We start from the raw sequence: 17,924 nt of genomic DNA on the forward strand, positions 1-17,924 counted from the left end.
GCCGGGTGGAGAACGAGGGTCCCGTGCGCGTCGAGGTCACGTGGGGCAGCGCCGACGACGAGCAGCTGCTGCGGCGGGCCGTCGCCACGGCGCTCGGGATCGGGCTCGAGGACGTCGTCGAGTCGCGCATCTGTCCCGACTGCGGATCCAGCTCGCACGGCCGGCCGGTGGTGCGTCGGGCCGGACCGCCGCCGACCGAGAGCGCAGGGCACGTGAGCCTTTCGCGACACGAGGACGTCGCCGTCGTGGCCTGGTCGGCGCAGGCGCCGGTGGGGATCGACGTCGACGGGGCCGGCCGCCGCGCGTGGGTGCGCCGGGAGGCCCGCGGCAAGTGCGTCGGCGCCGGGATCACGGCCCCCGACCCGGCCCACCTCACGACCCGGCTGCTGATGGCGCCGTCGGTCTACGTCGCCGCGCTCGCGGTCGACTCGACGCAGGAGTGGGAGCTCGTCGTCAGGTGAGCGCCGGCAGCGCCGTCTCGTCGAGCCAGGCGCCGAAGAACTCGGCACCGTCGAGTTCCGTGAGCTCGACGACCAGGTCGACGAAGTCGTCGGTCGTCACGCTGCCGTGGCGGTGCCGCTCCGACCACGCGCGCAGCAGGTCGAAGAAGGGCTCGTCGCCCAGCCGCAGCCGCAACGCGTGCAGGGTCAGCGCCCCGCGCTTGTAGACGCGGTCGTCGAACATGTCGTCGGGGCCCGGATCGGCCAGGACGAGGTCCTGGCGCTGGTCGGCGAGCCGCGCGTGGTGCTCCTGGGCCTGGGCGTCGGCCGTGAGTCCGCCGGACTCCTCGGACCACAGCCACTCGGCGTAGCAGGCGAACCCCTCGTGGAGCCAGATGTCGCGCCAGTGGCGCAGCGTCACGCTGTTGCCGAACCACTGGTGCGCCAGCTCGTGGGCGATCAGCCGCTGCGCCGACCACTCGCGGTCGGCGAGGTTCGAGCCGAAGATCGACAGGCTGTGCGCCTCCAGCGGGATCTCCAGCTCGTCGTCGGTCACGACCGCGGCGTAGGTGTCGAACGGGTACGGCCCGAACAGCCGGCTGAAGGCCTCGATCATCGCGGGCTGGTCGGCGAAGGCCTTGCCGACCTCCGAGCGGCGCGACGGCGGGCACCAGGTCGTGAGGTCGACGCCGGCGGCCGTGCCCGTCAGCGGCACGTAGCGGCCGACCTGGACGGTCGCGAGGTAGCTGGCCATGGGCGAGGACTCGGCGTACTCGTAGCGCACCGTGCTGCCGCGGCGGCGCACCTGCCCCGCGCGACCGTTCGCGACCGCGGTGTAGCCCTGCGGCACCGTGACCCCGAACGCGTACGTGGCCTTGTCGTCGGGACGGTCGTTGCACGGGTACCAGCTCGGGGCACCGTGCGGCTGCGACGCCACGATGAGGCCGTCGGCGAGCTCCTCCCACCCGGCCTCGCCGTCCGGGCCCGGCATGGGCTGGGGCGAGCCGTGGTACGAGATCTGCACCGTGAAGTCGGTGCCCGCCGGGATCGTCCGGCGGGGACGCACCACGAGCCGGTGCTGACGCTGGGTGAACTTGGCGGGAGCCGCGCCGTCCACCTTGAGCTTGGAGACCCGCAGGCGGTACAGGTCGAGCGTGAAGTCGTCGAGGTCCTCGAGGGCGTGGCACGAGAGCGTCGCGACACCCGAGAGCGAGTTCGTGACGAGCACGATCGTCAGGTCGAGGTCGTAGTGCTGCACCGCGAAGCCCGGGTCGCCGTGGTGCGGCACGTAGACCTCGTTGTCACGCGGACCGCGGAGGCGGCTGAGCGGGCCCCTCATCCGGCGTCGACCCAGGGACCGATCGGGTTGCCGATCCAGCGGGTCTTGGCCGGGACGGCCTCACCCCGCATGACCAGCGAGACCGGACCCACCGTCGCGTGACGGCCGAGCGAGGAGGCCGGCAGGGCGACGCCGTGCGGGCCGAGCGTGGCGCCCGCGGCGAACCTGACCGTGTCCATGCTGAGTATCCGATCATGGAACAGGTGCGTCTGCACCACGCACCCTCGGTTGACCGTGCTGCCCGCGTCGAGCCGCACCAGGTCGGTCTCCGGGAGCCAGTAGGACTCGCACCAGACACCGCGGCCGATCCGCGCGCCGAGGGAGCGCAGCCAGGCGTTCAGGATGGGTGTCGCCAGGACGTGGCGGGTGAACCACGGCGCCGCGACGACCTCGACGAAGGCGTCGGCCAGCTCGTTGCGCCAGACGAATCCGCTCCAGAGCGGGTGACCACCCGTGCGGATGCGGCCGACCAGCGCCCACTTCGCGGCCGTCGTGACCGCTGCCGCCACGACGCCGGCGCCCGCGAGCACGAGTCCCGCGACGAGGGCCGTGACCACGACCGACGTCTCGTCCAGCAGCAGGAGCAGCGTGGCCACGACCAGCACGCCGATCCAGGCCGAGACCCAGACGGCCGCGATGCGGCAGACCTCGACGAGCGCCCGGAGCACGCGCAGGCGGCGAGGCGGCTCGAAGGTGCGTGACGTGTCGCTCTCCCCGGCCGACCGACGCAGCTGCACCGGGGGGCTCCCGAGCCACGACGACCCGGCCTTGGCCGTGCCGCGCCGTGGGGCCGCGGACAGCACCGCCACCAGGCCGCCCTTGGGGACCTTGCGCCCCGGGGCCGTCATGCCGGAGTTGCCGACGAAGGCACGGCGGCCGATCTTGACCCGCTCGACCCGCAGCCAGCCGCCGCCGAGCTCGTACATCCCGAGCATCGTGTCGTCGGCGAGGAACGCCCCGTCGTTGACCGTCGTGAGGCTCGGGATCATCAGCACCGTCGACGCCTCGACGTCGTCGCCGATCTTCGCGCCGAGCAGGCGCAGCCAGGTCGGGGTGAGGAAGCTCGAGTACAACGGGAACAGCCAGCCGCGGGCCTCGTCGAGCAGGCGCACGACGGTCCAGGCGCGCCAGGCCTGCGCGCCGTGGATCGGGTGGGTGCCGGGCTCCAGGCGCCGCGACTGCAGGCGCACGATCGCGATGATCGCCCCGGCCAGGAGCAGGCCGGCGGCGAGTGTGACGACCGGGACCGCCAGGAGCGAGGTGCGCAGCGCGGCACCCAGGTCGTCGGGAACGCCCGCGACCGCGATCCACGACAGCGCGGCGACCGCGAGGCAGAGCCCGGGCAGGGCCGCGAGTGCCGGGGCGGTGAGCCCGTAGGCGATCATCCAGCCGCGGCTGCGGGCGGCCTTGGTCGCCATGGCCGGACCCCGCGCCGGCCCTACCGGCTCGGCCGGAGCGCCCGACCAGTACTCGCCGGCGGGAACCGTCCCGAACACCGCCGAGCCGGGACCGATCTCGGCGCCGTCGCCGACGACGGCCCCACCGGCGAGGGTGCTGCGGGTGCCGACGCGCGCGTTCTTGCCGACCGTGACGTGGCCGAGGTGGAACGTGCCGCCGTCGACCCAGTGACCGGCGACGTCGACCTCAGGCTCGAGCGAGCAGTGGGCTCCGAGGGTGAGCAGGCCCGTGACAGGCGGGATGGTGTGCAGGTCGACGCCGCGGCCCACCTGGCAGCCGAGGAGCTTGGCGTAGACCGTGGTCAGCGATGCCGAGGACAGGCCCGTGGCACCGACCTCGTCGGCGAGACGCTCGGCGAACCAGACCCGCACGTGGGTCGCCCCGCCGCGGCGGTACGTGCCGGGGCCGACCCCGAGCAGGACGACGCGGACGAGCAGCGCCGCGACCACGACCCGGCCGGGCGGGAGCACGAGCAGGATCCAGGCCAGGAGCACGCCGGGCCACGCGAGGTCCGGCAGCCACGTGGCGTCGAACCACGAGCGGGCCACCAGCACGCCGACGCCGGTCCAGGCGAGCCAGCGCAGCCCGCCGACGGTGCGCGCCACGGCGGTCGCCACCGACAGAGCGACCTGGGAGGCCGCCGGCACCGGGTGCGCCGTCTCGTTCGAGCGGGCGTCGCGTCCGCGCAGGGCCTCGAGGACCGTCGAGAGGTCGCCCAGGGTCGGGTGCTCGTACACGTCGGCGACCGTGAGCTCCGGCACCTCCTCGCGGACGCGGGCGACGAGCTGGGCCGCGGTCAGGCTGCCGCCGCCGAGGTCGAAGAAGTCGGCGTCCGCACCGTCGGGGCTGGACCCGAGGAGGTCGCGCCAGATGCCCGCGAGCCAGGTGGCACCCGGACCGAGGTCCGCGGTGGCCGACTCGTCGGCCGGCAGCGGCCAGGGCAGCGCGTCGCGGTCGACCTTGCCCGAGGTACGGGTCGGGATGGTCTCGACCTGGGCGAGCCGCGGCACCATCGGCGCCGGCATCGTCGCCCGCAGGTGCTGCGTGGCGGCGGTGCCGTCGAACTCGTCGTCGACCCGCACGTAGCCGACCAGGACCGTGTTGCCGGCCGCGCTCTTGCGGATGGCCGACGCTGCCGCGACGACGCCGGGCAGGCCCAGCAGCGCGCTGTCGACCTCGCCGAGCTCGATGCGGCGTCCCCCGATCTTGACCTGGTCGTCGGCCCGGCCCTGGAACAGCAGGCCCTCGGGGTCGTTCACGACGACGTCGCCGCTGCGGTAGGCGCGGTCCCAGCCCAGCGTCGGCATCGCGGCGTACTTCTCGGCGTCCTTGGCCGGATCGAGGTAGCGGGCGAGGCCGACGCCACCGATGATCAGCTCGCCGGGCTGGCCCTCCGGGACCGGGTTCCCCTGCGCGTCGACCACCGCGAGGTCCCACCCGTCGAGCGGCAGGCCGATGCGCACCGGCCCCTCGGGGCCGAGCTGCGCACCACAAGCCACGACCGTGGCCTCGGTGGGTCCGTACGTGTTCCAGACCTCGCGATCGGGCGTCGCGAGCCGAGCCCCGATCTCGGGCGGGCACGCCTCGCCGCCCAGGATCAGCAGGCGGACCCGGTCGAGCGCCGACGTGGGCCACAACGAGACGAGGGTCGGGACGGTCGAGACGACCGTGATGCCGTTCGCGACGAGCCAGCCGCCCAGCTCGGCGCCGCTCTTGACGAGCGACCGCGGCGCGGGCACGAGGCACGCGCCGTGGCGCCACGCGAGCCACATCTCCTCGCACGACGCGTCGAAGGCGACGGAGAGGCCCGCCATCACGCGGTCGCCCGGGCCGAGCGGCGCGTCCTGCAGGAACCAGCGCGCCTCGGCGTCGACGAAGGCCGCCGCGTTGCGGTGGCGGACCGCGACGCCCTTCGGCGTGCCGGTCGAGCCGGACGTGAAGATGATCCAGGCGTCGTCCTCGGTCGACGGGAGGTCGCGCTCCTCGCCTGTGAGCTCGCGGGCCGGTCGGCGCAGGGCGACCTGGAGGCCGTCGCCGACCACCGCCGCGACGGCGGCCTCGCCCAGCACGGTGCGGGCGCGCTCGGCGGGGTCGTCGACGTCGACCGGCACGTAAGCAGCTCCGGCGACGAGCACGCCGGCGATCGCGACGTAGAGGTCGACCGTGCCCGAGTCGATGCGGATGCCGACCCGGTCACCGCGGCCGACGCCGAGCGTGTGCAGCTCGTCCGCGAGCAGCGAGGAGCGCTCCCAGAACTCGGCGTACGTCAGGACCTCGGCGCCGTTGTCGATCGCCGGCGACTCCGGGACGGTGTCGACCGTCGTGCGCAGCACCTCGACGAGGGTGCGGGGCGACGGAGCGGCCGAGGCACGGAGCAGCGGCGAGGCCGCAGCACGAATCTGCGGCGAGGCCGCGGGGTCGGTCACCGGCCGATGCTCCCACGAGCAGGTGAACGCGAAGTGTCGGGAACACGCGCACGTGTCGCGATGTTGGACCGGGCATGAGCAACTCCGTGAAGGTCGACGTGTGGTCGGACATCGCCTGCCCCTGGTGCTTCGTGGGCAAGCGCCGCTTCGAGCAGGCCGTGGCGCGCTTCGACGGTGAGGTCGAGGTCGAGTACCACTCCTTCGAGCTCTCCCCCGACACCCCGGTGGACTACGCCGGTACCGAGGCCGAGTTCCTGGCGAAGCACAAGGGACTGCCGCAGGCCCAGGCCGAGCAGATGCTGGTGCAGATGACCGAGCTCGCGGCCGGTGAGGGCCTGGCGTACGACTACGACGCCCTGCAGCACGCCAACACGGTGCTGGCCCACCAGGCCCTGCACCACGCGAAGGCGAACGGACGGCAGGTCGAGCTCAAGGAGCGCCTGCTCTCGGCGTACTTCGAGCAGGGCCGCAACCTCAACCGCGCCGAGGAGCTGGCCGACCTGTCGGCCGAGGTCGGGCTGGACCGCGACGAGGTCCTGCGGGTCCTCAGCGACGATACCTACCTCGCAGCGGTCAAGGCCGACCAGGAGCAGGCGATCGAGTACGGGATCGGCGGGGTGCCGTTCTACGTCTTCGACGGCCGTCTGGCCGTCTCAGGTGCGCAGTCGCCCGACGTGTTCGTCTCGGCGCTCGAGCGCGTCGTCGCCGAGGCCGGAGCATCCGCGTGACCGGGCCGTTCGAGCTCGTCGGCGACGCGGACGCCCCCGTGTGCGTCGACGGCGTGTGCGCGATCCCCGAGGCGGCGAGTGAGGCCCCCGCGGAGCCGTCTGCCTGACCTCTGGAGGCGGGTGGGCGGTGGATCCTCCACCGAAAGCGCCGACCACGCCACAGGGCGGTGGATCCGCCACCGTATGAGTGTTCATACGGTGGCGGATCCACCGCCCATCCCGTGAAGCCAGCCTTTCGGTGGCAGATCCACCGCCCCTCGGGGGGCTCGGGTCAGACCAGGTCGGCCGCGTCGTCGGGCTTGACCGCGAGGACGGGGCACGGCGCGTCGAGGATGATGCGCTGCGCGACGCTGCCGAGCAGCATCTTGCCCACCGGCGACCGGTGCCGGATGCCGACCACGACGAGCGTCGCGCTCGAGCGCTGGATCTCCTCGACCACGGCACCGCTGACGTCGTCGACCACGCCGTGCACGACGCGGACGTCGAGGCCCAGGGCCTCGAGCGCCGTCGTGACCCGCGCGATCTCGTCGTCGGCGGCGTACCGCTTGTCGACCAGGGCGTCGCCCCGGGTGACGTTGACGACCACGAGGTCCTCGCGTCGCTGTCCGGCCTGCGCCGCCCCGTGGGCGAGCGCTGCCGCTCCGTACTCGTCGGCCGACCAGGCCACCACGACCGTCATGCTGACACCTTCTCCTCGTCCTTCGGAGCCGCGACGGGGCTCCGCCGCGACGACACCGCCATGGCGACCAGCAGGAGCGCCATGATGACGTACACGACGATCGCGACCGGCTCGCTCCACAGCGTCGACACGTCGCCGCTGGAGATCTGGAGCGCCGTGGTCAGCTGCTCCTCGAGCTTCGGGCCGAGGATCACGCCGATGATGAGCGGCAGGACCGGGATGCCGAACCGTCGCATCGCGAGCCCGAGCACGCCGAGCACGCCGAGCAGGCCGAGGTCGAACGCGTCGAAGTTGACGCTGTAGGCGCCCAGCGAGGCGAAGAACAGGATGCCGGCGTACAGGTACGGACGCGGGATCTGCAGGAGCTTGGCCCACAGCGGCGCCATCGGCAGGTTGATCACGAGCAGCAGAGCGTTCGCGATGAACAGGCTGGCGAGCAGACCCCAGACGAGCTCCGGGTTCGCGTCCAGGAACTGCGGACCCGGCTGCAGGCCGTAGTTCTGCATCGCGACCAGGATGACGGCGGCGGTGGCCGTCGTCGGCAGGCCGATCGAGAGCAGCGGCACCAGGGTGCCGGCGGCCGAGGCGTTGTTGGCCGCCTCGGGCCCCGCCACGCCCTCGATGGCACCCTTGCCGAACTCCTCGGGGTGCTTGGTCAGACGACGCTCGGTGATGTACGACAGGAACGTCGGCACCTCGGCGCCACCGGCAGGCAGGGCACCGAACGGGAACCCGAAGGCCGTTCCGCGGAGCCACGGCTTCCACGAGCGCGACCAGTCCGAGCGGCTCATCCACGGCTGTCCGACCGGGATGATGTCGAGCGGGCGGCGGCGCAGGTGGGCCGCGACCCACAGCGCCTCACCGATCGCGAAGATCGCGACCGCGACGACGACGATGTCGATGCCGTCGGCGAGCTTCGGCGAGCCGAAGGTCAGACGGGCCTGGCCCGTCGTCGTGCCGATCAGGCCGATCGCGAGGCCGAGGAACAGGGCGACGAAGCCCCGCAGCTTGGACGACCCGAGCACCGCGGTGACCGCGAACAGCGCCAGCACCATGATCGCGAAGTACGACGGCGCACCCAGCTGGACGACGAGGTCGGCGATGTTGGGCGCCAGGAGCACGAGCAGCACCGTGCCGATCGTGCCGGCGACGAACGAGCCGATCGCGGCCGTGGCGAGCGCCTGCGACGCTCGTCCCGCCTTCGCCATCTTGTTGCCCTCGAGCGCCGTGACGACCGAGGAGGACTCCCCCGGCGTGTTCAGCAGGATCGAGGTCGTGGAGCCGCCGTACATGCCGCCGTAGTAGATGCCGGCGAACATGATCAGCGCGCTGCTCGGCTCGACGCTGTACGTCACGGGGAGCAGGAGGGCGACCGTCATGGCCGGTCCGATGCCGGGCAGGACGCCGACGGCGGTGCCCAGGAGGACGCCGATCACGGCGAACATCAGGTTCGTGGGGGTCAGCGCGGTGGCGAACCCCTCCATCAGCAGCTCCATGTCAGAGCACTCCGTCCAGGATGCCCGCGGGGATCGGGATGCCGAGCCCCACGTAGAAGCCGTACCAGGTCAGGATCGACAGCGCCGCGCCGATCGCGACGTCGAGCAGCAGCCGGCGGCTGCCGAGGACCCACGCCGTTCCCGCGAACAGGAAGGCGCCGACGATGGCCCAGCCGAGCCAGCTGATCGTCAGCACGACGACGAGGAAGATGGCGCCGAGCTTGGCGACCGTCGCCCAGTCGCTCCCCTGCGTCAGGTCGACGTCCTCGCCGCTCTCCTCCTCGGCCACGTCGCCGCGGAAGGTCGCGACGGCCAGCAGCACCGACAGCAGGACCAGGACGGTGCCGACGATGTAGCCGAACGTGTGTGGCTGGACCGGCTGATCGGCGAAGCCGTCCCGCAGGCCGGCCGCGTCGACCAGCACGACGACGCCGACGACGAGCAGGAAGCCCGCGAGCCCGTACTGTGCCGTGTCGACGACCTTGCCGCGGTCCGCCTGCGGCGGGGTGTTCTCGAGGGTCGTCATGTCAGTCCCAGCTCCTTCAGCGTCGACTCGACGCGGTCGTTCTGCTCGATGAGGAAGTCCTCGAACTCCTCGCCGACCATGAAGTTGTCGATCCAGCCGTTCGTCTCGAGGGCCTCGCGCCACTCGGGGGTGTCGTGCATCTCGGTCAGGAGGTCGACCATGTTCTGCTTCGCCTCCTCGGAGATCCCCGGCGGAGCGAGGACGCCGCGCCAGTTGAGGAACTCCAAGTCGATGTCGCTCTCGATCAGCGTCGGGGCGTCGACCGTCGTCAGGCGCTCGGCGCCCGAGACCGCCAGGACCCGCAGCTCGCCGCTGTCGATCTGGCCCTGGAACTCGCCCAGGCCCGACATCCCGACGTCGATCTTGGAGCCCAGGAGCGCCGTCGTCAGCGGGCCGCCGCCGTCGTAGGTGATGTAGTTGACGTCGGTCGGGTCGATGCCGACCGTCTGCGCCAGCTGCATCGGGAACAGGTGGTCCGGGCCGCCCGGTGAGGAGCCGCCCCCGACCGTGATCGAGCTCGGGTCGGCGATCCACGCCTCGACGAAGTCGTTGACGGTCTGGAACGGCGAGTCGGCGGGCACCAGGATGCCCTCGGCCTCGGCGACGAGCCCGGCGATCGGGGTGGCCTTATCGACCGTCGCGTCCGAGCCGTTGGTGAAGACCGCGCCGACGACGCCGAGCCCCATCACGAGCATCAGGTCGTCGGCGCCCTCCTCGTTCATGAGGCGCTGCATCGCGACGGTGCCGCCGGCGCCGATGATGTTGTTGATCTCGAAGCGACCGGTGATCTCGTCCTCCTCCATGACCCGCGCCGCGGCCCGACCCGTCAGGTCGTAGCCTCCGCCCGGGCTGTTGGGGATCATCATCCGAAGTCGCTGGTTGTCGGGGTCGCCCGCGTCACGGGTCACTCCGCACGCCGAGATGGTCAGCGTGAGGACGACGGCCATCGCTGCCGCGATTCCGCGGATCCAGCGTCGTGGTGTCATGGTTCCTCCTGGGTCGGGACGATCTTGGGCCATCATGTGGCGTGCGTCACTCTTATGGACGCAAAGGAGGTTGTGGTCATAGTGGTCATGCGACGGAGCCGGATGACGCTGGCCGGCCAGGTGCTGGTCCTGCAGCTCGTCGTGATGCTCGTCGTGCTGGTCGTGGTCGGGATGATCTCGCTGCGCCAGAGCACGACGGCCTTCGAGGAGCAGCGCGGCAGCGCGATGCGATCGGTCGCCGAGTACATCGCGAACGTCTCGGTCGTGCGCACCGAGCTGACCGAACCCGGTGCGACCCGCGCCCTCGCGCCGATGGTCGACCGCGGCCTGCAGCTGTCGGGCGCCACGGTCGTCGCGATCGCCGACGTCGACGGCACCGTGATCGCCTCCTCCGACCCGTCCCAGGTCGGCTCGCAGGTGCAGATCGACGAGAGCGAGATCGACGACGGCCGCGGCTGGAGCGGCGACCAGACGATCGACGGCGAGCGCTTCGTCGTCGCCCACGCCCCGGTCATCGCCGACGACGGGAACCAGATCGGCTTCACGGTCGCCGCGCAGGAGTACCCCCGCCTGTGGGACCGCCTGACCGACGGCACGACCGACCTGGCGCTGTTCCTCGGCATCGGGGCCCTCGCCGGCGGCCTGGGCACGTGGTGGGTCTCGCGCGTCCTCAAGCGACGCACGCGTGGTCTCGGCAGCGACGAGATCGCGACGCTGGCCGATCACCGCGAAGCCCTCCTGCACAGCATCGGTGAGGGGGTCGTGGCGGTCGACACCGACGGCAGGGTGACGCTGCTCAACGACGGCGCCCGCACGCTGCTCGGCCTGCGGGGCGACGTTGTCGGCCGACGGGTCGCCTCGCTCGACCTGCCGGCCGACGTCCGCGCGCTGCTGAGCGACCACGACGACGCGCACGACGAGGTCGTGGTCGTCGGCGACCGCGTCCTGGTGGCGAACCGCCGCTCCGCGCGCAGCCAGGGTCGGGGCATCGGTAGCGTCACGTCCATGCGTGACCGCACCGAGCTCGTGTCGCTCCGCAACCAGCTGAGCTCGAACCTGTCGATCAGCGACACGCTCCGGGCGCAGACCCACGAGTTCGCGAACCGGCTGCACACGATCTCCGGCCTGGTCGAGCTCGAGGAGTACGACGAGCTGTCGCAGCTGCTCGGCTCGTTGACGCGCGAGCGCGCCGACCTGGACGCCAACATCCGCGACCACGTGGCCGACCCCGCGGTGGCAGCGCTGGTGGTGGCGAAGTCGTCGGCTGCCCAGGAGGCCGCGGTGCGTCTCGTGCTCGACGACGCGTCCCGCCTCCCGGAACTCGACCGGGAGCTCTCGGCCGACCTCACGACCGTGATCGGCAACCTCGTCGACAACGCGATCGACGCGTGCCGCGGCCACGACCCGGCCGAGGTCGTCGTGCGCGTGGCGCGGCGGGGCGACGACGTCGAGGTCGTCGTGACCGACTCCGGACCCGGCGTCGCTCCCGAGCTGCGCGACTCGATCTTCGTGCGCGGCTTCTCGACCAAGCCCGAGGTCCTGGGCGGCCGGGGCATCGGTCTGCCGCTGGTGCGTCTCATCGCCGCCCGACGCGGTGGCGCCGTGGTGCTGACCCACCCGACCGGGGGCGGGGCCCGCTTCACGTTCACCGTCCCGCTGCTGACGAGCACGCCCGGGCAGGTGCTCGCATGACGACCCGCGACCTGCGCGTGCTGGTGGTCGACGACGACTTCATGGTCGCCCGGATCCACCAGAAGTTCGTCGAGCGCACCCCCGGCTTCGAGGTCGTCGGCACGGCCCGCACCGGCACCGAGGCGATCTCGCAGGTCGAGCACCTCGTGCCCGACATCCTGCTGCTCGACGTGCACCTGCCCGACTTCGACGGGCTCGAGGTGCTGCGCCGCCTGCGCGGCGACGGGCACGAGGTCGGCGTCATCATGGTGACGGCCGAGCGCGACTCCGAGGTCGTCCGCTCGGCCCTCCTGGGCGGCGCGCAGCAGTACCTCGTCAAGCCCTTCGAGCACCCGGCCCTGTCGTCGCGGCTCGAGGCCGTGCGCACCTCGCTCGAGGCGCTCGGTGCGCTCGAGGACGTCGACCAGGGAGCGATCGACCAGGCCTCGATCGACCGCGCGTTCGGCGCGACGCTCGTCGCCGCGAACCTGCCGAAGGGGCTCAGCCAGGAGACGGCGACGGCCGTGCTGGAGGCACTGCGGGTGCGCGGCGAGCTCTCGGCAAGCGAGGCCGGCGACGCCGTCGGCCTGTCGCGCGTCAGCGCTCGCCGCTACCTCGAGCACTTCGTCGCCGTCGGCCGGGCCAGCGTGCGCCTGCAGTACGGGGCGACCGGTCGTCCCGAGCGTCGCTACTCCCCCAGCTGACGCCTCGCGGCGTGCTGGGACCCGTTGCCTACCGTGGAGACATGACGACCGCTCCGCTCCTGCAGCTCAACGACGGCACGACGCTCCCGGCCCTGGGCCTCGGCACGTACTCCCTCGACGACGCGGAGGGAACCGAGGCCATCGCCTCCGCCCTCGGTGCCGGCTACCGCCTGCTCGACACCGCCGTGAACTACGGCAACGAGGAGACGGTCGGCGAGGCGCTGCGCCGCTCCGGCCTGCCGCGCGACGAGGTCTTCGTGACCAGCAAGATCCCCGGTCGACACCACGGCTACGACGACGCGATCACCTCGACGAAGGAGTCGCTCGCCCGGCTCGGGCTCGACCACCTCGACCTGCACCTGATCCACTGGCCCAACCCCAGCGTCGGGAAGTACGCCGAGGCGTGGCGGGCCCTGGTCGACCTGCAGCAGCAGGGCCTCGTCCGTTCGATCGGCGTCTCCAACTTCACCGAGGAGCACCTCGACGCGATCATCGCCGAGACCGGAGTCGCGCCCGCGGTCAACCAGATCGAGCTGCACCCGTACTTTCCGCAGGAGCACATGCGCGCCGTCAACGCGACGCGCGGGATCCTGACCGAGTCGTGGAGCCCGATGGGCAAGCGACAGGCGCCGTTCACCGAGACGCCGGTCGTCGCGGCCGCCGAGGCGCACGGCGTCTCCCCCGGCCAGGTCATCCTGCGCTGGCACGTGCAGCTCGGTGCCCTGCCGATCCCGAAGTCGGCCACGCCCGAGCGCCAGCGCGAGAACCTCGACGTCTTCGGCTTCGAGCTCACACCGGAGGAGATCGCCGCGATCACGGCCCTCGGTCGCCCCGACGGGCGCCTGTTCGGCGGCGATCCCGAGACCCACGAGGAGATGTAGGTCGGGGAGCAGTCCCCACGGCGGCCCCGGTCCGCCGCTCCTAGACTCGGCGCATGCTTCGGGGTCGCGGATCGCGTCTGGTGTCGGCAGCCGCCTGCGCGGTGGCGACGAGCGTGCTCGTGGCCGGGTGCAGCGACCCGGAGCCGCCGCCGAACCCGTCCCCGGCACCCCCGGCGAACGCCGAGCCGGCCGGCGCCTGCAGCGACGTGCTCGACGGTCGGGACGCCGACGTCGTGGCCGCAGCCCAGGACGCGTCCTTCGAGGTGCTGACCGCAGCCATCAGCCAGGACACCCCCGCCGAGGACGACCTCGCGGCGTGGAGCGACGCCCTGGCCGAGGGCCTCGACCAGCTCGACGCCGAGATCGAGGCGCTGCGAGGCGTCAGCGACGAGGAGGCGTGGGAGACGGTCCTCGCGCCACTCGAGGAGCGTGCCTCGACGTACGAGGAGCGCATCGCGCTGGCCGAGGGGTCCTGGCCCGTCGACGACTCCGACGATCTCGCCGCACCCGCGGAGACCGCCGGCCTGACCGAGGCCCTCGAGGAGCTCGACCTCGTGGGTCGCGACTGCGAGACGCTGCTGGGCGACCCGGGCCCGAACCCGGAGTTCAGCGACTTCGTCGTCGCCGTCGCGGGCGTGTGCTCGGTCGTCGTGGAGCGGCGCAGCGAGCTCGGCTTCCAGGACCTGCTCGGCCGCAGCCTCGAGATCGTCCTCGCGGTGCGCGACGGGGAGCCGGTCCAGGCCACGGACGACGACCTCGCCGCCGTACGGGCCCTGCGCGACGAGTGGAGCGAGACCGTCGACGACCTCGCGCTGGTCGACGAGGACGCGCCCGATCCGGCGGCCTGGGCCGAGGCCACGCAGCTCGCCCAGGACCGGCTCGACGCGTACACCCAGCGCCTGGCAGCGCTCGAGTCCGGGGACCGCGCCCTGATCGTCGCGGCCTTCGACCCCGGCGTCCTCGGCGTGCCCGGCTGGCCGTGGGACGCCCTCGGCCTCGCCCAGCGCGACTGTCGCAGCGTCGAGGCCTGACGGGCTTCGTCGCCTTCTCGACACGCGACGTTCACCTCGTGGCTAAGGTGCTGGCACGGCGTCACCGGAAGGGACCGGCTATGCATCTCGGGCATCGCGGCACGACCCTGACCGTCCTGGGGCTCGCCCTGGTGGGCGTCGTCCTGCGCCTTCCCTTCCTGGGCGTGCCTGCGGGCAACGACGAGGCCGGCTTCCTGGTCGTGGCCCGCTCCTGGGATCGAGGCAGCTCGCTGTACGGCGACTACTGGGTCGACCGACCGCCCCTGCTGCTGTGGATCTTCGACCTCGCCGGTGACCTCACGACCCTGCGCGTCCTCGGCTGCGTCGCCGCCGCGGCCACGATCGTGCTCGTCGCAGCCGCCGCCGCGACGGCCGGTGGACGCGCCCCCGCCCTCGCCGCAGCGACCACGGCTGCGGTGCTGTGCGCCTCGCCGTGGCTGGGCACGGCGCGGGTCAACGGCGAGCTGCTCGCCGCCCCGTTCGTCGCAGCCTCGCTGCTCGGCACGCTGCTGGCCCTGAACCGACCGGTGACCTCGGGCCGGTGGGCGGTCGCCGCCGGGGCCGCGGCGGCCGCCGCCCTCGCGATCAAGCAGTCGACCGTCGACGGCTTCGTGTTCGCCGTGGTGCTGCTGGCGGTGCTCGCCTGGTCGCAGCCCACGGAGCGTCGCCGCGCGACGAGGATCCTCCTCGGAGGCGTCCTCGGGGCACTCACGACGGTCGGTGTCCTCGCGCTCGGCACGGTCCTGCGTGGGACCGACCTGCTCGACCTGGTCGACGCCCTCGTGGTGTTCCGCGTCGACGCAGGCCGGGTCATCGGCAGCTCGGCGTCCGGCGCGACCGACGAGCGGCTCCTGGTCCTGCTGGCGACCTGGGCGGTCAGCGGCATCGCCATGATCACGGTCGGCGTGCTGGTGCTCTCCGCGCGCCGACGCCGCGAGCCCGCGGTCGTCGCGACGGCGGCGACCCTCGTGGCGGCCAGCGCGGTGGCGCTCCTCGGCGGCAGCTACTGGGCGCACTACCTGGTCCAGCTCGTCCCCGCGGCGGCCCTCGGAGCCGGTCTGCTCGTCGGCGCCCTGGGGTCCTGGCCCCGCCGCGTCGGAGCGGTCGCCCTGGGATCGGCGCTCGCCGTCACGCTGGGCTACTCCCTGTCCACCGGGAGCCAGCAGGGGTCCGACGCCGAGCAGGTCGGACGGGCCGTGCGCGATGCCGCAGAGCTGGGCGACACGATGGTGGTCGCCTACGGCCAGCCGAACGTGCTGCTCGCGGCGGGGATGGACAGCCCCTACGAGAACCTCTGGAGCCTGCCGATCCGGGTGCGCGACCCCGACCTGGCCGAGCTCGTCGCGGTCCTGCAGGGACCCAATGCGCCGACGTGGGTCGTCGAGTGGTCCGACTTCGACACCTGGGCGGTCGACCCCACCGCCCTGAAGCTGGTGGTCGACGACCGCTACCGCCCGGTCGCCGTGCCCTGCGGCCACGTGGTGTGGCTGCGTGCCGACCTCGACCGCGGCGAGGTCGCCGAGCGGGTGTGCCGATGAGGACGCGCGCCCTCGCGCTCGCCGCCTACGCCGTGGCGCTCGTGACGTGGATCGTGCTGGTCGGCCTGCCGTCGGACCCGTTCCAGATGTTCGTGTGGCTCTGGCTCGCGGCCGTGGCCTGGTACGCCGGGTCGCCCGTCGCGGCGCACGTGAACTTCGTGCGCGACTGGTGGCCCGCGTTCGCCGTGCTCGTGCTCTACCTCTACAGCCGGGGCCTGTCCGACGAGCTGATCGGCATGCCCGTGCACTGGACGATGCCGATCGAGGTGGACCGGTGGATGTTCGGCGGGCACCTGCCGACGGAGACACTGCAGCACGCCCTGTGCGGCGACCCGTGCCTGCGCAGCACCGAGCCCCGCTGGTACGACGTCGTCCTGACGACCGTGTACTTCAGCCACTTCGTCCTGGGGCTCGGCCTCGCGTTCGTGCTGTGGATCCGCGACCGCACCGCCTGGGTCGCCTGGCTGACCCGGTACCTCGCGATCAACGTCGCCGGTCTCGTGATCTACGTGCTGTATCCCATGGCCCCGCCGTGGCTCGCCTCGCGCGACGGCTACCTGGACGCCTCGACGCCTCGGCTCACGGGCCGGGGGTGGGAGGTCATCGGCCTGGACGGGTTCCACGTCGCACTCGCAGCCGTCGGCAACCCCGTCGCGGCGATGCCGTCCCTGCACTCGGGCATCGCCATGCTCGTGGCGCTCTGGTTCGTCGCCCGGGGGCGGTCGGCATGGCGGTGGCTCACCCTGCTGTACCCGGCGACGATGGGCTTCGCGCTGGTCTACTACGCCGAGCACTACGTCATCGATCTCCTCGCCGGGTGGGCGCTCGCCGGGGTCGTGATGCTCGCGGTGGGGCGCTGGGAACGACGCCGTGACGGAATGGTGGCGGCCCGGCGGCGGTTGTCCCGGAGGTGACCTCTCTCTTCGAGCCCCTGACCCTGCGCGGGCGCACCGCCCGCAACCGCATCTGGCTGTCCCCGATGTGCCAGTACTCCGTGCCCGCCCGCGACGGCGTGCCGACCGACTGGCACCTGGTGAACCTCGGCCGCCACGCGACCGGTGGGTTCGGCCTGGTGACGACCGAGGCGGCAGCCGTGGTCCCCGAGGGGCGGATCAGCCCGGAGGACGCCGGCCTTTGGAACGACCGCCAGCGTGACGCGTGGGCCCGGGTGGTCGCCTTCGTGCAGTCGCAGGGCGCCCTCGCCGCGGTGCAGCTCGCGCACGCCGGCCGCAAGGCCAGCACGTACGCCCCCTTCGCCGACGGCACCGGCTCGGTCCCCCAGGACGACGGCGGATGGCGGACCCTCGCCCCCAGCGCCGACGCCTTCGAGGGCTACGCCGAGCCCGCTCCGCTGACGACCGACCAGATCGGTGACGTCGTGCAGGCGTTCGCCGACGCCGCCGTCCGCGCCGACCGTGCGGGGTTCGACGTCGTCGACATCCACGCGGCGCACGGCTACCTGCTGCACGAGTTCGTCTCGCCCCTGTCGAACCATCGCACCGACGCCTACGGCGGATCGTTCGAGAACCGCATCCGCCTCGTCGTCGAGGTCGTCGACGCGGTGCGCGCCGTCTGGCCCGCGGACAAGCCGCTGTTCGTGCGGATCTCCGCGAGCGACTGGGCCGAGGGCGGGTGGGACGTCGAGCAGTCGACGCGCCTCGCCGGCGTCCTGAGGGACCACGGCGTCGACCTGGTGGACGTGTCCTCCGGCGGTGCCGTCGCGCACCAGCAGATCACGGTCGAGCCGGGCTACCAGGTGCCGTTCGCGGCGGCGATCCGCAGCGGCGCCGACCTGCCGGTCTCGGCCGTCGGCCTGATCACCGAGCCGGCCCAGGCCCAGGCGGTGCTGGACGACGGCAGCGCCGACGCCGTGATGCTGGGCCGCGCCGCGATCCGTGAGCCCTCCTGGCCGCTGCGCGCGGCGCACGAGCTGGGCGTCGACGCGAAGGACGCGCCGTACCCGCCCCAGTACGAGCGCGGTGCCTGGCGCTGATCGGCCGCCAGGACAGCACGACGCCCCG

General features: G+C 72.7%; 15 protein-coding genes. 9 read left to right on the forward strand and 6 right to left on the reverse strand.

Going from position 1 to position 17,924, the window contains the following annotated elements; translation table 11 throughout:
- Positions 1 to 5 precede the first annotated feature (5 nt).
- Entirely contained in the window at positions 6 to 461 is a 456-nt protein-coding gene (locus ABD127_RS07060; RefSeq protein WP_344199178.1) for a 4'-phosphopantetheinyl transferase family protein, read from the forward strand.
- Here ABD127_RS07060 and ABD127_RS07065 read toward each other — a convergent pair.
- Entirely contained in the window at positions 454 to 1,779 is a 1,326-nt protein-coding gene (locus ABD127_RS07065; protein WP_344199181.1) for a M1 family metallopeptidase, read from the reverse strand. The two genes, ABD127_RS07060 and ABD127_RS07065, sit on opposite strands and share 8 nt — an antisense overlap.
- Entirely contained in the window at positions 1,776 to 5,663 is a 3,888-nt protein-coding gene (locus ABD127_RS07070) for a Pls/PosA family non-ribosomal peptide synthetase (RefSeq protein ID WP_344199183.1), read from the reverse strand. Before ABD127_RS07070 ends, ABD127_RS07065 begins: the two co-directional genes overlap by 4 nt.
- A gap of 74 nt (positions 5,664 to 5,737) precedes the next feature.
- On the opposite strand from ABD127_RS07070, the gene ABD127_RS07075 reads away from it, so the two are divergent.
- Positions 5,738 to 6,391 carry a DsbA family oxidoreductase gene (locus tag ABD127_RS07075; protein ID WP_344199185.1) on the forward strand — a complete coding sequence of 218 codons (654 nt, stop codon included), beginning with the start codon at positions 5,738 to 5,740 and terminating at the stop codon, positions 6,389 to 6,391.
- A gap of 271 nt (positions 6,392 to 6,662) precedes the next feature.
- Here ABD127_RS07075 and ABD127_RS07080 read toward each other — a convergent pair whose 3' ends face one another.
- The 4 genes from ABD127_RS07080 to ABD127_RS07095 are packed head-to-tail and all read right to left on the reverse strand — an operon-like array spanning position 6,663 to position 10,078.
- Entirely contained in the window at positions 6,663 to 7,070 is a 408-nt protein-coding gene (locus tag ABD127_RS07080; RefSeq protein ID WP_344199188.1) for a universal stress protein, read from the reverse strand.
- A complete protein-coding gene (locus ABD127_RS07085; protein ID WP_344199191.1) occupies positions 7,067 to 8,566 on the reverse strand; it encodes a tripartite tricarboxylate transporter permease in 1,500 nt (499 codons plus the stop codon). Before ABD127_RS07085 ends, ABD127_RS07080 begins: the two co-directional genes overlap by 4 nt.
- A 1-nt stretch (position 8,567) precedes the next feature.
- Positions 8,568 to 9,092 carry a tripartite tricarboxylate transporter TctB family protein gene (locus ABD127_RS07090; RefSeq protein WP_344199194.1) on the reverse strand — a complete coding sequence of 175 codons (525 nt, stop codon included), beginning with the start codon at positions 9,090 to 9,092 and terminating at the stop codon, positions 8,568 to 8,570.
- Entirely contained in the window at positions 9,089 to 10,078 is a 990-nt protein-coding gene (locus ABD127_RS07095) for a Bug family tripartite tricarboxylate transporter substrate binding protein (RefSeq protein ID WP_344199197.1), read from the reverse strand. Before ABD127_RS07095 ends, ABD127_RS07090 begins: the two co-directional genes overlap by 4 nt.
- An 87-nt stretch (positions 10,079 to 10,165) precedes the next feature.
- Here ABD127_RS07095 and ABD127_RS07100 point away from each other — a divergent pair, with 87 nt between their 5' ends.
- From ABD127_RS07100 to ABD127_RS07130, 7 genes are all read left to right on the forward strand, one after another.
- Entirely contained in the window at positions 10,166 to 11,770 is a 1,605-nt protein-coding gene (locus ABD127_RS07100) for a sensor histidine kinase (RefSeq protein ID WP_344199200.1), read from the forward strand.
- Positions 11,767 to 12,453 (forward strand): response regulator, encoded by a 687-nt coding sequence (locus ABD127_RS07105; RefSeq protein ID WP_344199202.1) that lies wholly within the window; start codon positions 11,767 to 11,769, stop codon positions 12,451 to 12,453. The genes ABD127_RS07100 and ABD127_RS07105 overlap by 4 nt, the downstream gene beginning before the upstream one ends.
- A gap of 41 nt (positions 12,454 to 12,494) precedes the next feature.
- Complete coding sequence (locus ABD127_RS07110) at positions 12,495 to 13,334, forward strand: aldo/keto reductase (protein WP_344199204.1); 840 nt, start codon at positions 12,495 to 12,497, stop codon at positions 13,332 to 13,334.
- A 53-nt stretch (positions 13,335 to 13,387) separates the two neighbouring features.
- Positions 13,388 to 14,365 (forward strand): hypothetical protein, encoded by a 978-nt coding sequence (locus ABD127_RS07115; RefSeq protein ID WP_344199207.1) that lies wholly within the window; start codon positions 13,388 to 13,390, stop codon positions 14,363 to 14,365.
- A gap of 80 nt (positions 14,366 to 14,445) precedes the next feature.
- A complete protein-coding gene (locus ABD127_RS07120) occupies positions 14,446 to 15,903 on the forward strand; it encodes a hypothetical protein (RefSeq protein ID WP_344199210.1) in 1,458 nt (485 codons plus the stop codon).
- Entirely contained in the window at positions 15,900 to 16,817 is a 918-nt protein-coding gene (locus ABD127_RS07125) for a phosphatase PAP2 family protein (RefSeq protein ID WP_344199213.1), read from the forward strand. The genes ABD127_RS07120 and ABD127_RS07125 overlap by 4 nt, the downstream gene beginning before the upstream one ends.
- Positions 16,814 to 17,896 carry an NADH:flavin oxidoreductase/NADH oxidase gene (locus tag ABD127_RS07130; RefSeq protein ID WP_344199216.1) on the forward strand — a complete coding sequence of 361 codons (1,083 nt, stop codon included), beginning with the start codon at positions 16,814 to 16,816 and terminating at the stop codon, positions 17,894 to 17,896. Before ABD127_RS07125 ends, ABD127_RS07130 begins: the two co-directional genes overlap by 4 nt.
- Positions 17,897 to 17,924 lie beyond the last annotated feature (28 nt).

The organism is Aeromicrobium alkaliterrae (assembly GCF_039529015.1).
In the GTDB taxonomy this organism is placed as follows: Bacteria; Actinomycetota; Actinomycetes; order Propionibacteriales; family Nocardioidaceae; genus Aeromicrobium; species Aeromicrobium alkaliterrae.